The organism is Pseudarcicella hirudinis (assembly GCF_900115665.1).
GTDB classification, from domain to species: domain Bacteria; phylum Bacteroidota; class Bacteroidia; order Cytophagales; family Spirosomataceae; genus Pseudarcicella; species Pseudarcicella hirudinis.
The window spans coordinates 178,121-193,036 of the sequence record NZ_FOXH01000010.1 but is presented as its reverse complement, the minus strand read 5'-3'; the positions used below and the strand labels follow the sequence as shown (position 1 = coordinate 193,036).

Below are 14,916 nucleotides of genomic sequence, written 5' to 3'. Positions count from 1 at the left end.
AAAAACGATTAGTCGATTCCTTTATTGTTTAATATCAGGCAAAACCAATCATTTATTTGAATATTGTAATTAGTTCAAAGGAATATTTTTAACTACTGAACCAATCGGAATGGTTTCTACAGTACCTCTGAAATTTTTACGCTGAACGCCTTTCACTTCAATATAATATCTGTCACCAGCCTGAGCCTGTGCTGCCAGAGAAGCGATAGAACCACCACCTTGTAAAGTCAGGTCATTGATCTTACGTGTACCTCTTGCCAAAGCAATATAAATCTCTGTAACTCTGAACTGCGCATCCTCCGGGTTTGTTGCTTTGAAAGACTCATCCGCAACAGCTACTGCTGAAATGCTTCTCAAACCTGAAGCACTGGCACCTCTTTTCTCTTCCAGTTCTCCACCGTTTCCAAGGATCTTAATTTCAGGTCTTGGTACTCTTCTTACTCTGAATGTCTCTTTACCAAGTAAAGTACCTCCATTGTTAACATTTAATGTAACAACAGAAGAGGAAGGAACAACTGTTACTTTTCCTCTGCTTTCACCCGCAATAGCATCACCGCCCTCCGCAGAAAAAGATGGATTCCATAGAGAACCTAATCCCGGACTAACTACACTTAAGCGGTTAGCACATCCTAAATATAAAGCTGGTAAAGTTGCTGTTTCAATATTGTATGTTGGTTTTAATACAAAATACTCTTTCGTAATTGTCTCTGTTTTCGGACCTTCAGGACTCATATATGAAACCGCAGCAGTATAAGATTTCTTAGAAAGACCATTTGCATCATAACCACCGCCGGAAGTTTTAAATTTAATCTGGCCACGTCCATCTCTCACAGGGATTGAACCACCATTGAAGCTCATTCTTGGTGTAAAGCCACTTGATGTTGCTGCAATAAATACTTCTGCTTCATAATCCATTCCGGCAACAACCGTATTGGCATTTGCCGAAACCTGAGCAAAAACTTTATCAAACTTAATCTCTTTTGCACCAACTTTAGCAGCAAGCTGACTTAAAACCTCACTTTCATAACGTCTGATTTCAGCTTGTTTCTGGCTTAATGTTGCCAATGCAGCCGGAACCGGAGTCTGCGCAAAATTCAATTCTGCAAAATCTTTATTACGTTGATTTCCGTCTTTACTAACAATAGGGTCATCTTTTGCATCCAAAGCCAGAGCCGGAAAACTAGTCCCTTTATCTGCCAGGGTTGTTAATGTTTTTACAAAAGCATCCATATCATCTGCCAGTTTGTAAGCCTCTCCTTTTTTACCGGTGCCTACCATCAGATGATATACTTTTTCTTCCTCTTTAGGATTTTTGATATTTCCGGTTTCAGGATCAACACCGCCACCCGCTTCAACTACTTTTGACTTAATTTCATCAATCTGAGAAACGATAGCATCAGAAATCTTCCTCACCTCAGATGCTTTTTTGATAATATCAGCATACGCTCCCGGGTTTGGTAAGTCTTTAATTCTTTCCTCTATTCCTTTAACGGTACCTTTATTCTTATCTGTAGCCGACTGGTTTGCGGTTTCCAAACTATTATTTAATAACACAAATTTCTGTAAAAGGGCATCGCTCACCTGCAAAGCAAGCAAGGCTGTCAGCACCAAATACATCATCCCAATCATTTTCTGTCTGGGAGTCTCTTTTAAACCTGCCATTTTATTCTATGCTTAAGGAGTTTAGTTTAAGATTCTTGGATAAACAATATTCCTTTCAAATAATAAAATATTCGAATTGAATATTGAAAAAGGAATTAGTTACCTTTCATGGCAGACAACATACTTCCGTAAACATTGTTAAGAGAAGAAAGATTGTTTGTCAATTTAGATAATTCCTGCTTAAACTGTTGTGTATCCTTGCTGGCTTCAGACATATTTTCCATAGCAGAAGTCAGGTTACCATAGAAAGCATTCATGGCTTTCAAATGCTTGTTAGTATCTTGTAATTCCAATTCATACACAGCATTTAAAGCTCCCATATTCTGAGTTACTTTCTGAAATTGTACTCTGTATTCCTTTGCATCAGCAGAAGCACCTGACATTTCAGACAATGCAGTAATTGTAGAACCATAAGATTTATTCATTTCCAGCATTGCGCCTGAAGCAGTCTTCACATTAGAAGCATATTCTTTTGTAGCAACAGTTGCATCAGTGATATCACCTACTTTAGAAACAGTTTCAGTCAATGATTTCAAACCTTTTCCAAGGCTGTCAAAAATTTCAGGTGTAACTTTTGCATTTGCCAGCATTTCGTCCATTTTTGCAGTAATACCAGTTCCGCCAGAAGTCTGACGAGATACTGCTTTAGGCAATTCACCTTGAAATTCTTTTGAAAGTTCAGGGTAAACTCTTTCCCAATCATAGCTTTTTTCAGGTTTTGCAGTTAAGTATAATATACCAAAAAGGATGAAAATCGCAGCTTCAGTTAACATCCCAATCATCAGCATCTGATTTGCTCCGTCAAAGTGTAAAATTTTAAATAAAGCTCCTACAATAACTACAGAGGCACCAAAACTGGCAATAACATTAATGATTTTTTCTAAGCCCTTCATTTGATTTTAAAAAGATGTTAAAGTGAATGATTCAGTTATTAGTGTAAATATTTTCGAGATTTTAAGTTGTTAAGTTACTAAATTTCAAAAAGCATTCGTGATTTTGTTCAAACTCTATTTTAAAACTAAGCGAGGGAACTTTGTCGCGCTATGCGATTGGTCTCCCTCGCTTTCCGATTCAGAATCGTTATATTATTTAAATTCTCTCCCTGAAGAACGTCCCAAGTGGTTCATTGCACAGCGGAAACCGATATATGAGCGTTTTTTATCTTCATATTCATAAGTACGTGTCCCTGTTTCAAGGTAATAAGCTACATCTTTCCATGAGCCTCCACGTATTACTTTGCGGGGTTCGTCAGGATTTTTATTCAATGTGTTCAAATCCCAGGTTACTGCAACAGCATTATCAGCGTAAGCATCTTCACACCATTCTGCCACATTTCCTGCCATATTGTAAAGACCGTAATCATTTGGATTATAGGCATTGGCCGGAGCAGTATATGCATAACCATCAGCATCATAATTACCTCTGTGAGGTTTAAAGTTAGCCAGTAAACAACCTTTGCCATTAGCTACATAAGGGTTACCCCAGGGATATTTGGCAGAAGCCTTTCCTCCCCTTGCTGCCCATTCCCACTCTGCTTCAGAAGGCAAACGAAAACGAGGTGAAATAAACATTCCTTCAGATGAACGGTAATCGTTCAACGCTTTTGTGCGCCATTCACAGAAATACCTTGCAGCTCTCCAGGAAACACCAACAACCGGATACATATCAAAAGCAGGGCTTGAGAAATAATATTCCGTCATCGGGTCTCCGTTGTGGTAAGTAAAATCTTTACTCCACACAGCAGTATCAGGATAATATTCCGCCATAATCTTTTCTTCTCCAATGATTGAAATGGAGTCAGTAAGCATGACATTAGTAAACTGACGATATTCATTATTTGTAATCTCAGTATCATCCATGAAAAACTGAGCAACAGTAACACGTTTGTTAAAGCTTACATCTGAAGCCGTAACATCTTCGTCAGCCTGGCCCATCATAAATGAACCTGACGGAATAAGTACCATTCCAAGTGGAGTAGATTGCTTCCAGCCCTTTCTGGCAGAGGCAGCAATTTCACCATTTTGCATAGTTGCGTCTTCCTTAGTTTTACGCCCCCCTTTACCTTTACCTCCTTTGCTCTTTGAAGCAACCTCGGCTCTTCCTCTACCACTTTTCTTGCTGCTTGCGGTCTTTTTCCCTCCTCCAGAAGAGCTACAACTGTCGAGAAAAAAGACAGGAATCGCTACAAGAAGAAGCAGAACGAATTTCCTGAATATTTCACTGTAATTCATGGTTTTATAACTTTTCGATTGATACCTGTCTAAAAACGGGTTATGATGCTTAAAATTGTATCTCCGTTAAAAATTGTTAAAAAAACAAATCCAACGTACTTTTCGGTACTTTCCAAACATGCAAATTTAGTAAAAATTTTGATTGCTATTCAATACCTTAACGATTTGTGGCTTCTGACATTTTACTATTAAAAGTCAGTCTGAAAACCTTAGAGTGGCTATCCTGTTAATTCTGGCTGTCAATTAAGTCCAAATCAGAATTAATGACGAAACCTTGGTGTTCGCACGATTGATTTTTTTCCTCCAATTTTCGGGGCGGGTAAGGAATAACTTATCAAAACTTCATGCGAATTAGGACTCTTTGCGTTAGCTCCGTTTGAGGTTAGGTCAAGCGAATATCCTAATCGCAATGAATTGTTCAATAAATTGATACCAGCAATAACAATGCCAGCATCTCCCGCACGATATGAACCTCCAATCCAATATTTGGTATCATAAGTAAAAATCATCCCCCCTTCTATTGAGTTTGTGGAGAAATCAGTTCGCCAAAGTACCGTCGGCATCATTTCAACCATATCGTTAAGATAATATTTATATCCGGCATTTACATTCAAAACTTGTTTAAGCGGGTTTTGAGCACCATTATAGCCGAATCTGTAGTTTGAACTATTAATATGCCCTAAACTTGCTCCTGCAAAAAAACTTTCTGCATTATAATAAGCCCCTAAAGCAAAATCCGGCTGAGTTTCATTAATTTTCTTACCGCTAACAGCATCAACCAGGGGATCATTCGGGTCTCTTGGTCTGTAAAGTGTCCCGTCAAAAGATGAAGTATGAAATCCGCCTCTGACTCCGATCGAAAGACTGGAACCGTTTGTTAAACCAATTTTATAAGCATAAGAGAGCAGCACATTCTGGTAACCGGCACCGGAAGGTGTTTTGTCATTTGCAAATTGTAAACCAATTCCGCTTTTAATAAAATTCAGTGGTACTGAGGCTGTCAAAATCTGGGTTCCCAACGACCCGCCGCCATCATAGGTAGCCTGATAACCTGCCCACTGGTTACGAAGGTGAAGCTGAAAACGAGTAACCCCGTCTGCCCCTGCAGTAGCTGGATTCAGATACAAAGGATTAAACATATATTGACTCAATTGAGCATCCTGCTGAGCAAAAGTTGGCAGAACACTAAATATCATCATTGTAAAAGTCAAAAAATATAGAATTTTACGCATAGTTTAGTTGGCGACAGGCATCTTTCCAAAGCTTTGCCCTCATTGAATATTCTTTTGGAAAGATATATGAAAATACTGATTTAAATGTAAGAACTTATATAGATTTTTTTGAAAAATTTGGGCATTAGAACTATTTAACGAAGATTTCACGGAAATTGTTATAAAGTATTAAAAATAAAAAGACCTGACAGAAAGGTACAATCTATCAGGTCAATTCGTTGAAAGTCAAGAAAAAAGAAGTGGCTTTTTTCAATAAAACACCACCGTTCTATTTTCTACAAACCATTCGCTTTTTTAATGTATAATTCCAGTGCTCCGGTCATTGAAGGAGCATTAGGAAGCGGAGCCTCTATATCCAGAATCAGGCCTGCACCTGTTACTGCTTTTGCAGTAGTTGGCCCGAAGGCGGCAATTCTGGTCTTATTCTGTTCAAAATCCGGAAAATTATGATATAAAGACGTTATACCAGAAGGACTGAAGAACGCAATAATATCATAATAAACATCTTCCAGATCAGTAAGGTCAGCAGAAACCGTTTCATACATTACCGCTTCGGTAAGATGAAGATCATTGGTTCCCATAAATTCCGGAATGTCATTTCTACGCTTGTCAGAACATGGGAACAAGAACTTTTCAGTTTTATGTTTCTTGATTAATTCCAACAATTCAGCAGCAGTTTTCGTACCTGTAAAAATCTTACGTTTACGAATAACTATGTATTTCTGCAAATAATTGGCAGTCTGTTCCGTGATACAAAAATACTTCATATCAGCCGGGACTTCAATTCTTGCTTCTTTACAAATTCTGAAGAAATGATCAACGGCATTACGACTGGTAAAGATAATGGCCGTATGATCTAAAATATTGATTTTTTGTTTCCTGAAGTCTTTAAAAGAAACGCCTTGTACCTCGATAAAAGGACGAAAATCTACCTTTATATTGTACTTTCTTGCTAATTCGAAATAGGGAGATTTTTCATCGGCAGGGCGTGCCTGAGAAACTAATATACTGGAAACTTTTGTTAATCTGTCTGGATTAGCAACTAATGTTGTTTCACTCATCCTTTAATGTAGTTAATCTTTTTGAATTGATATAATTGAGCTCAACCCTCTATTATTTAATAAAAATGGTTATCTGATAAAACTCTTTTCTAAACACAAAAGTCTCACTCAAAACGCTCAATTGGTTATAACAAAATCACAGGGCGAAACGAATGCCTATGATTACCGGGATTAATTCCACAATGCAAAGGTACGAAAATAAATACAGATTTTTGAGTGAAGTCAATTTATTTATCGTAAAGTAAATCAGTAACAACCTTAGTATGAAGAAAATAACTACTGGAATTAAAAGGTATTTTTCAAAGTTCTGCAGAATGAAAGGATAGGAAATTGCGCTATAGCTTACTAAAAAAAGTACCAATAAGAAGAATATACTCGAAGCCTGCATAATCTTAAAGAAATGAACATTTGTCACGTTATCAAACCGGTATAGATTCGACAAAATAGCAAGAGACAAGTATTTGATTATCAATGCAATAAATATCAAAATTGCTATAGCAATAAAGTTCAGAAACAAGCCTAAAACGGTTTCTTCTTCATTTAAAATATTACTGACGTTAAACAGGTCCGTTTCTTCGTTTCGTATAATCATGAACAAATACGCCAGCGTAAAGCTTAGATTGATTACAAATAGTAAATTTCCCAAATCAAATGGTTTGTTTACAAATGAATCATCCCGGACATTAATGGTTAATAAATCCTGAAAATTATAATATCGTTCAAAGGTTTTAGGCTGAAAATTGTACAGGAAAGCATAACAAATCAATAAGAATACCAATCCCAGCACAAAAAAGTTATTAAAAACAGGTATTGCCTTCGGTCTTACTGTCAGCTGATATTCCGTCAGCTCTATACTCCTTTCTGTTTTTGAAATTTTATTTCCGACTATTACTTTAAGGTCCTCCGCATTAGTGTTTATTCCATAAAAAGTAAGAAATAAACGTGTTTTCCGGTAAACCTTTTGCAAACTATCCACATCCATGATGGTCCAGACATCAGCCGGAAGCTTTTTTTGAAGGGATGCGTCTATAAACAGATAATTTTCTTTCTTTGAATAAAACAGAAGCTTATATCCTTTGTAATTCTCAAAGTCAAAAAACAGACTGAAAGAACTGTATTCCTGATGTCTTTCTCTTACATAAGGTACATAAGCCTTATACCCTTCATCATAAATCTGCCAGTCATCATGGTAATCATGTACCAGGTAATAACCTTCCGCAGGGCCAACTCCTTTTGCCGAAATCCTTTCAACACTGAATACTGAAATGAGCAATATTACACTTAACTTTAAAACCAAAAACCTGTGAGAATTTGACGTTCCCACAGGCTTGTTTTGGAAGAAATATCTTAAAAATATTGCTATTTTACTCATTTATAACCCAATATCGATCAATGACCAATGGTTAAAAATTAATTATTTCCAAGTACTCTCAACATTGTTTCACCAATATCAGCCGGTGAGTGAACAACGTGAATACCACACTCTTCCATGATTTTCATTTTAGCAGCAGCAGTATCATCAGCACCACCGATGATTGCACCAGCGTGTCCCATACGACGGCCTTTCGGAGCGGTTTGTCCTGCAATAAATCCAACAACCGGCTTTTTATTACCAGTAGCCTTAATCCAGTATGCAGCTTCTGCTTCCATTCCTCCACCGATTTCACCGATCATTACGATGCCTTCTGTTTCAGGGTCATTCATCAACAATTCTACAGCTTCTTTAGTAGTAGTTCCAATAATCGGGTCACCACCGATACCAATTGCAGTAGTTTGTCCTAAACCAGCTTTAGTCAGCTGATCTACAGCTTCGTAAGTTAATGTACCGGATTTAGAAACGATTCCGACTTTACCTTTTTTGAAGATAAAACCTGGCATAATCCCAACTTTACATTCTTCCGCAGTCATTACACCCGGACAGTTCGGACCAATTAAACGACAATCTTTATCCTGGATATACTCTTTTGCATAAACCATATCCTTGGTAGGAATACCTTCGGTAATGCAGATAATCACTTTGATTCCGGCGTCAGCAGCTTCCATAATTGCATCAGCAGCAAATGCCGGTGGTACAAAAATAATAGAGGTATCAGCTCCTGCCTTTTGAACAGCTTCAGCAACTGTATTGAAAACCGGCTTGTCAAGGTGAGTTGAACCTCCTTTTCCCGGAGTAACGCCACCAACTACGTTCGTGCCGTATTCTATCATTTGCTGAGCGTGGAAAGAACCTTCCGAACCCGTAAAGCCTTGTACGATTACTTTTGAGTTTTTATTAACAAGTACACTCATTTTTCGTGTCGTTATTTGAATTGTTGTAAAAGTTACGTAAAGGTAAATTCAAAACCTCAAAGAGCAAAAAGGAATTAAGATTTAGCTTTTGGCTTTTAGAATAAACCAACACAATTTACTGTAAATCAATAAGTTAATTTCAATTAAATTATGCTAATTTTTTATAGTTGCTACATAACAGGTACTTAATATCGGATATGACTGTACATTTCTTCTGAAAACCTCTCTTCTCTCCGGTATTTCCGGTAAATCTACCTGAGACAGTTCTTAATAAATAATCCTTCCGCCCGTTTTTGTCCTAGTTTTGAAAGATAACTCCAGTCAGAACAGGCATTTTTAACAATATTCAAAGCGAAATAACAATCGGCTCTTTTATAAAGCGGTTCAATCGCATTGTCTCTCATCAGAATACATTTGGTGTATAATTCAATAGCTTTGGCATATTTCTTTCTTTCCTTCAAAGCATCAGCTCTTTCTTCAAATCCACTGTACTGCACATATTCAAACTCATCATCGGCCGTCAGTTTTGCATTATATTCAAATTCATAGAAGAAATAAACATCAACCTTTTTACCATTTCTTTCTGCCGGAATCCATTTTCTCTGGGTACTGTTTACTGCCTCAATTAATCTGGCATTAAGAAGCGAGTCTGTACTCTCTGCTATCCTGATATTATCTACCTTACCTGTTTTCGTAACGGTAAAATTAATCCTGAATCTTCCACTTTTATTGGGAGGAAACAAAAAGCTACGTTCAATGAAATCATAGGAATTCTGATACGTTCCTTCAAAAGAACTCTCGGTTACCTGTCCGTATCTCCCGTCAGCGATAAATACAGGATGAACTGCACTGCAAAATAAGTACGCCGTGTCGCCGTCTGCTTTTATTCGCACGTTCGGATTAATAAACTTTCTGATAAAAAACTGTTCCGGCGAATCTTTTGTGGCAATAAAATGATATCTCAGTAACTGATAATCTTTACGATTGAGGTCTATTTCAGAAAAAACCAGCTCTCCGCTATTAAGTTTTTCTATCTCATACGTCAACCCACCCATCACCAATGTCTTTCCTGCGATCGTATATCTAAACCTTGACGAGGTCTTCCCTTCAGTAAAAGCACCGATTCCTTTTGTTCCGAAGGAAATCAGTGAAGATGTTTTCTGAAAAGTAAATTCATCCAGCAGTTTACTGCCATCCTTCATATCCATATAGCTTTTCTCCCAGTTGCCTAAAAGCTGATTAGCATTCTCTATGGCATTCTGAGCGAATGAGCTGTAACCAAGACACAGAAAAAGTATTAAAAAAAGAGATCTGATATTCATTGAAAAGCGGCGTTTAATAAAACTGTAGAAATATTTATTCCTTCCTGATTTATTCAGGTTCCGAATTTATAAAATTTATGCGCAAAGTTATTAATTGTAGCTTCTATTTTGCTTTCTGTTGAATTTCGGAATTCTTGTTTTCTGCATAATTCTCAAACCAAGGTTGATTCCTATCCAAAAAGTATAATCCCTTCCGGAAAGGATGGAGTCGTATGGAGGAATTCCTTTAAATGGTTTGGTCTGCCATGAAGGCAAATCTTCATTATTCAGGGACATAAATTTCAGGGAGGGTCCAAAGACAACAGCTGTTCTTCGGGCAATCTGTTTCTCAAAACCAAAATCAATCTGATAAAGCCCTCCGGTATTGAAATGCTCACCATAATCATTTTCAGCAAAAAAATGAGCCACTATATCCGTATTGAACATCCAGGCTTTTCCCAGACGGTATGCCCTTCCGATGCCATAACCCAGATCAGCAGTGGGCAGTGTGCGGATCGGGTTAATCCCAATCATAAAAATATTATAAAACTGTTTAATTCCGGTTTTGAAATACAGATTTGCCGCACGATTTTCATCTGTACTCAATTCAAATCGCCTGTATCCATTACTCCTGACTATGGAGATCAGACCAAACGGCGCTCTTTCGGCAGAGTCAGCAAGATTAAATAATCCTACCTGATGACCTGTTAAACCGATTTTAGTAGCATAATTTACAACCCCCATCTGTAAACCGTTAGACTCTTTTAATACGATATTTAAAGGAGCCATCTGAAGGCCTTTTCTAAATGTTCCCGAAACATTCAGAAATCCGGCAAACTGACGGCCTGTAAACATTCCTCCGACAATATTTCCAAACCCGGCAAACTGATTTCCTTCTACGTTATCGCCAACGATATTGGAAAAACCACCCATTTGGGTTCCTGAAACATTATTCCTCACAAAGTTAAAAACGCCTCCAAACTCGACCATTCGAACTCCTCCGGAATAGCCCGCAATAAGGTTTATTGATATTCTGTTGTCGATACTTCCAGAAAGCATCCGGTTTGTCCCGATAAATGGTAATAATGATAACTGAAAATTCCTGTAAAGGGTATCAGATAAGTTATGGGCATGGATTCGCTGGGACTTTTGGGTAAAAAACCTTGTAACCAGATTCTTCAGCTTTTCGCCCAATCCGACTGAATCGTAATAAAGTTCCGGTAATGGAATATCCAGCAAGTCCGGAGGGCCATTTTCCTGATTTCTTGGCAAAGGTGTAATCTCAGAAATCCGGTCAATCGGCTTTAAAGTATCCGGTTTTGATAAAAAATCCGTTGAATTATCATCGAAAGGGAGAGAAACCTGCTCATTCTGGGGTTTTATCTCAGGATTCAAGAAAAAATCACGATAGTCATTATTAGCTGATCTTATCCACAGAAATTGTTTTTCATAGGAGGTCTTTTCAATAATCAGCTTCACAGGAAGGTCCTGCGAGTGGACTTTAATTTTGTAATAGCCATTTTTATTCGTCAACGCAGAATACAAATTAACCTTATCAAAAATACTGACATCTGATAAAGCACTACCTGTTTCATCATCAACGACATAACCACTTACAAAAAAACTGATATTCCTTTCTTCATTAGATCTGACTTTTATCAAAATCACATAATTTCCGCGGACTTTATAACTAACGGTACCCTTAAAAATAACATTAAGAATTTCCCTGACTGGTTTGTTAACAGCGGTCAAATCAATCCTTCGGTCTTCAATAAGATTTGAATTATATGAAAAGTTAAAGTTCCCCTGAGCAGCAATCAGGTCAAGAATATTTGTAAGGCGCTCATTATAAGCTTTGACCGTAACAGGCTTGTCTAATAAGCCGGATTGTGCATAACTATTGGAGGCAAAATATAGAAAAACAGCAATGAAATGACCGGGGTATGTAATCTTGCGTAGAATTTGCAAAAAGTTGGTCATTGGTTAAGAATGGGGGATTAATTATTCACAACCTTTCCCATCAAGATAAATCTGATTGTCTTTCTTGTCGATCGATAGGGTGAGTGTTTCTGCTATAACGTCAAGAATGCTTTCAAATTTCTCTTTTTCGAAAGTAGCAGTCAGTTTACAATTTTTTAAATTAGGGCTCAAAGTAACCGGAACCCCATAAACTTCTGTCAGCGTAAGTGCAACCTGCTCTAATGAAGTCTTTTCAAAGATCAGCTTCTGCGTTTTGTAGGTTAAAATATTTTCATCAGTATTTTCAGATTTTTCAATAAAGTCTTTCCCTTCAGTGACCACTGCTTTGTCCCCTTTAATTAAAAGAACTTTCTGTGTATTTTTAGAGAACTGTACCTTTCCTGACTCTACTACTACTTCTACATTAGAACTATATGCCTTTACATTAAAGGAAGTTCCCAGTACTTTTATTTCTGTTCCGTTTGCTTTTATTATAAATGGATGCTTTTCATCTCTTTTTACATTAAAGAAAGCCTCCCCTGTTAATTTCACCTCCCGGATATCTCCGTCAAACGAAGCAGGATATGAAATCAGGGAATTTTTATTCAGGAATATAACGGTGCCATCCGGAAGTATTTTCTCTCCGGAAGTATTTTTTGTAGCAAAAGTAAGTTGTTCGGTAAGTTGAGGACGGGTAAAATAATAGGCCGCTAATCCCATGCCTAAAACCAGTAATATTCCGGCAGCAATTCTGAAAAGAGGGAATACATTTCTTTTTCTTTCAAGGCTAATAATCTGAGGCTGTTTATCTTCCATAACAACACCCTCATTATCAGGCTCTTTTTTGTCAGACAAACAACACTTCAATTTCATCCAGCCCGCATCCACATCAACCGTTCTCTCTGATTTCAACTGTTTACTGAGGTCCCATACTTTTTCGCTCTTCTCAAAGAGATCAAGATTGGCTTTATCAGAAGCGACCCATTCATCTACAGACTCTTTTTCAGAGTGTTCACCCTCCTCAGCAAAGTATTTTGCCAAAAGTTCGTCTATATTTTCAGGAGTAATCTTCATTCTTAATTTTAAAACCTCAATAAATATTAAAGTGGCCGGATTGCTAAAATGTTAAAATATCTGTGATTAATTTATTAAAAAAAATGTATAATCAATAAAATAATGAGATAATCTGAAAGTTCTGTTCTCATAATCCTGAGGGCCTTACCAATCTGATTTTCGACCGTTTTTATGGAAAGTCCCAGCTGATCTGCTATTTCCTGATATTTGAGTTCTTCAAATCTACTCAGTTTGAAAATCAATCTGCATTGTTCCGGTAACTTATTCAAAGCATCAGCAATCCGCTTTTCAAGTTCGTTTTTATAAAGTAAGTCCGTTGCAGAATCATATGTTTCCTCAAGAAATTCCGCATTGTATTCTTTATAAACATCCTGTATTTTCAGGTGTTTAATTCTGTTAAGGCAAGTATTATGAACTGCCCTGTATAAATACGATTTTAAAGAAACCGAGATTTCAATACTCTCTCTTTGTTCCCAAAGTTTTAGAAACACCCCCTGAACAATTTCCTCAGAATCGTCCATATCCTTCAAAAAACTGAAGGCATAATTCGACAAAGACTGATAATATTTCCGAAAAATCATTTCGAAAACACGCTCATTGCCCTGTTGGATTTCATTTAGAATATCAGTTTCAGAAATTTGCAAAACTTTAAAAAAGAGGTTTACCATTTAATTCGCTTGCAAAAATACAATTCCTTAATGAAACTTCACAGGTTCGTTACTAAAGACAATTAAAAATAATATATCCCCTATCTTATTTCAGGTATTATTTTGAATAAATTCCCGAAAATCAGAAGCATATCAGAGAAAAGAGGTCTTCTCAGGTTCAATAACCAATTGGTCTTATCTATGGAAATCAGGTATTCATCTTCAAAATCCATTTCGTTGTAGTCTTATATTGCTGAGGCAAACATCTTTAAGTATGTTTGTTGAAAATTACACATAAACAATCATAGAAATCATTTTATTTTTCTTAAGATCATCTTCATAGCGCAGACAAGTGACTACTTATAAATTAACAAGGAATCAAATTTTACTTTTGCATGTCATTTTCTGGACATTCATTATGGCTTTGCCTTACTTGTTAAAGGCTCCGACTGCTAATAATTATAATCCTAAAATTGTAATTCCGACTTATTACTTTTCGGTACTAAGTCTTACAAACATCCCCTTCTTTTATTTCAACACCAATTTCCTGATTCCGAAAATCCTGAAAATAAAAGGATTTTACATGTATTGTATTTCGATTATTGCTACCATCTTTCTATTGATTTTGTTTAATTCCTTTCTGAGACAATTTCTTCTTAATGACAGTATTAACTATCGTATATTGCCAGGTTTCGGAACTGCCTTTCAAATCCTTTTTATTCTTGCCATCAGTACCAGCTACAGGATTCTTTCAGATAACTTGCAGGAGGAAGACTTCAGAAAAGAACGTGAAAATGAACGATTAAAATCAGAATTATCATTTCTGAGATCACAGATCAGTCCGCATTTCATGTTTAATGTGTTGAACAGTATTGTTTCATTGTCGAGAAGAAAACCTCAGATGGTTGAACCAGTAGTGATAAAATTATCGGAATTAATGCGTTATATGCTGTACGAATCTGACGATGCAAAAGTTTCATTACAAAGAGAATATAAGTATTTGCAAAGTTATATTGAGCTTCAAAAAATCCGATTCGGAGATGATGTAGAGGTAAAATTTGAGCATGGGCTTATTACAGAAGATAAAAGTATCGAACCGATGCTACTCATCCCTTTTGTCGAAAATGCGTTTAAACACGGGGTCGGCATGATTGAGAGGCCTTTGATAGAAGTATTCCTTGGTGTGGAAGATCACAAACTTGTATTTATGGTTCGGAATAAATTTAATCATCAATTCAAGGAAACAAAAGACGGAAGCTCCGGCATTGGCCTGAATAATGTAAAACGAAGATTGGAATTACTCTATCCTGAAAGCCATAATCTGATTATCAGTGAACAGGAAGACTGGTACGAGGTTACTTTGATTATTGGTAATGATTAAAACGATCTCAGGCAATTTTTAGCTTTATGTGCCTTTGATTATATGCCATTTCTTCCCGCTCATATTGAAAACCAGGAGT

At 36.9% G+C, this 14,916-nt stretch carries 13 protein-coding genes; 1 reads left to right on the top strand and 12 read right to left on the bottom strand.

All coding sequences use genetic code 11. The annotated features are described in order from the left end of the window. Positions 1-69: 69 nt before the first annotated feature. From porM to BM179_RS25735, 12 genes are all read right to left on the bottom strand, one after another. Entirely contained in the window at positions 70-1,662 is a 1,593-nt protein-coding gene (porM, locus tag BM179_RS17065; RefSeq protein ID WP_092018364.1) for a type IX secretion system motor protein PorM/GldM, read from the bottom strand. Positions 1,663-1,757: 95 nt separating this feature from the next. Continuing rightward, positions 1,758-2,555: a type IX secretion system motor protein PorL/GldL gene (gene porL / locus BM179_RS17060; RefSeq protein WP_092018363.1), complete on the bottom strand. Its 798-nt coding sequence runs from the start codon at positions 2,553-2,555 to the stop codon at positions 1,758-1,760. Positions 2,556-2,747: 192 nt separating this feature from the next. Next, positions 2,748-3,893, bottom strand: a complete 1,146-nt coding sequence (gene porK, locus BM179_RS17055; protein ID WP_092018362.1) for a T9SS ring complex lipoprotein PorK/GldK — start codon at positions 3,891-3,893, stop codon at positions 2,748-2,750. 260 nt (positions 3,894-4,153) lie between these two features. Continuing rightward, on the bottom strand, positions 4,154-5,125 hold the full coding sequence (locus BM179_RS17050; protein ID WP_092018361.1) for a PorP/SprF family type IX secretion system membrane protein: 972 nt from the start codon (positions 5,123-5,125) through the stop codon (positions 4,154-4,156). A gap of 275 nt (positions 5,126-5,400) precedes the next feature. Continuing rightward, complete coding sequence (locus tag BM179_RS17045; RefSeq protein ID WP_092018360.1) at positions 5,401-6,186, bottom strand: uroporphyrinogen-III synthase; 786 nt, start codon at positions 6,184-6,186, stop codon at positions 5,401-5,403. 136 nt (positions 6,187-6,322) lie between these two features. Continuing rightward, positions 6,323-7,558 carry a DUF4271 domain-containing protein gene (locus tag BM179_RS17040; protein ID WP_092018359.1) on the bottom strand — a complete coding sequence of 412 codons (1,236 nt, stop codon included), beginning with the start codon at positions 7,556-7,558 and terminating at the stop codon, positions 6,323-6,325. A gap of 38 nt (positions 7,559-7,596) precedes the next feature. Further along, positions 7,597-8,475 carry a succinate--CoA ligase subunit alpha gene (sucD, locus tag BM179_RS17035; protein WP_092018358.1) on the bottom strand — a complete coding sequence of 293 codons (879 nt, stop codon included), beginning with the start codon at positions 8,473-8,475 and terminating at the stop codon, positions 7,597-7,599. A 251-nt stretch (positions 8,476-8,726) separates the two neighbouring features. Continuing rightward, positions 8,727-9,797: an energy transducer TonB family protein gene (locus BM179_RS17030; protein WP_092018357.1), complete on the bottom strand. Its 1,071-nt coding sequence runs from the start codon at positions 9,795-9,797 to the stop codon at positions 8,727-8,729. Between the two features lie 90 nt (positions 9,798-9,887). Then, positions 9,888-11,756: a hypothetical protein gene (locus BM179_RS17025; protein WP_092018356.1), complete on the bottom strand. Its 1,869-nt coding sequence runs from the start codon at positions 11,754-11,756 to the stop codon at positions 9,888-9,890. Between the two features lie 21 nt (positions 11,757-11,777). Next, positions 11,778-12,809, bottom strand: coding sequence for a FecR family protein (locus BM179_RS17020; RefSeq protein ID WP_092018355.1), 1,032 nt, complete (start codon positions 12,807-12,809; stop codon positions 11,778-11,780). Positions 12,810-12,883: 74 nt separating this feature from the next. After that, the gene (locus BM179_RS17015) at positions 12,884-13,453 is read right to left on the bottom strand and encodes an RNA polymerase sigma-70 factor (RefSeq protein WP_092018395.1); all 570 of its coding nucleotides are present in this window, start codon (positions 13,451-13,453) and stop codon (positions 12,884-12,886) included. 104 nt (positions 13,454-13,557) lie between these two features. After that, complete coding sequence (locus tag BM179_RS25735) at positions 13,558-13,689, bottom strand: hypothetical protein (RefSeq protein WP_262503428.1); 132 nt, start codon at positions 13,687-13,689, stop codon at positions 13,558-13,560. Between the two features lie 185 nt (positions 13,690-13,874). Here BM179_RS25735 and BM179_RS17010 point away from each other — a divergent pair, with 185 nt between their 5' ends. Then, positions 13,875-14,837 (top strand): sensor histidine kinase, encoded by a 963-nt coding sequence (locus BM179_RS17010; protein WP_092018354.1) that lies wholly within the window; start codon positions 13,875-13,877, stop codon positions 14,835-14,837. Positions 14,838-14,916 lie beyond the last annotated feature (79 nt).

Coding starts and splice junctions, on each gene's coding strand:
- porM (WP_092018364.1), bottom strand. CDS start 1,662: ATGGCAGGTTTAAAAGAGACTCCCAGACAGAAAATGATTGGGATGATG.
- porL (WP_092018363.1), bottom strand. CDS start 2,555: ATGAAGGGCTTAGAAAAAATCATTAATGTTATTGCCAGTTTTGGTGCC.
- porK (WP_092018362.1), bottom strand. CDS start 3,893: ATGAATTACAGTGAAATATTCAGGAAATTCGTTCTGCTTCTTCTTGTA.
- BM179_RS17050 (WP_092018361.1), bottom strand. CDS start 5,125: ATGCGTAAAATTCTATATTTTTTGACTTTTACAATGATGATATTTAGT.
- BM179_RS17045 (WP_092018360.1), bottom strand. CDS start 6,186: ATGAGTGAAACAACATTAGTTGCTAATCCAGACAGATTAACAAAAGTT.
- BM179_RS17040 (WP_092018359.1), bottom strand. CDS start 7,558: ATGAGTAAAATAGCAATATTTTTAAGATATTTCTTCCAAAACAAGCCT.
- sucD (WP_092018358.1), bottom strand. CDS start 8,475: ATGAGTGTACTTGTTAATAAAAACTCAAAAGTAATCGTACAAGGCTTT.
- BM179_RS17030 (WP_092018357.1), bottom strand. CDS start 9,797: ATGAATATCAGATCTCTTTTTTTAATACTTTTTCTGTGTCTTGGTTAC.
- BM179_RS17025 (WP_092018356.1), bottom strand. CDS start 11,756: ATGACCAACTTTTTGCAAATTCTACGCAAGATTACATACCCCGGTCAT.
- BM179_RS17020 (WP_092018355.1), bottom strand. CDS start 12,809: ATGAAGATTACTCCTGAAAATATAGACGAACTTTTGGCAAAATACTTT.
- BM179_RS25735 (WP_262503428.1), bottom strand. CDS start 13,689: ATGGATTTTGAAGATGAATACCTGATTTCCATAGATAAGACCAATTGG.
- BM179_RS17010 (WP_092018354.1), top strand. CDS start 13,875: ATGGCTTTGCCTTACTTGTTAAAGGCTCCGACTGCTAATAATTATAAT.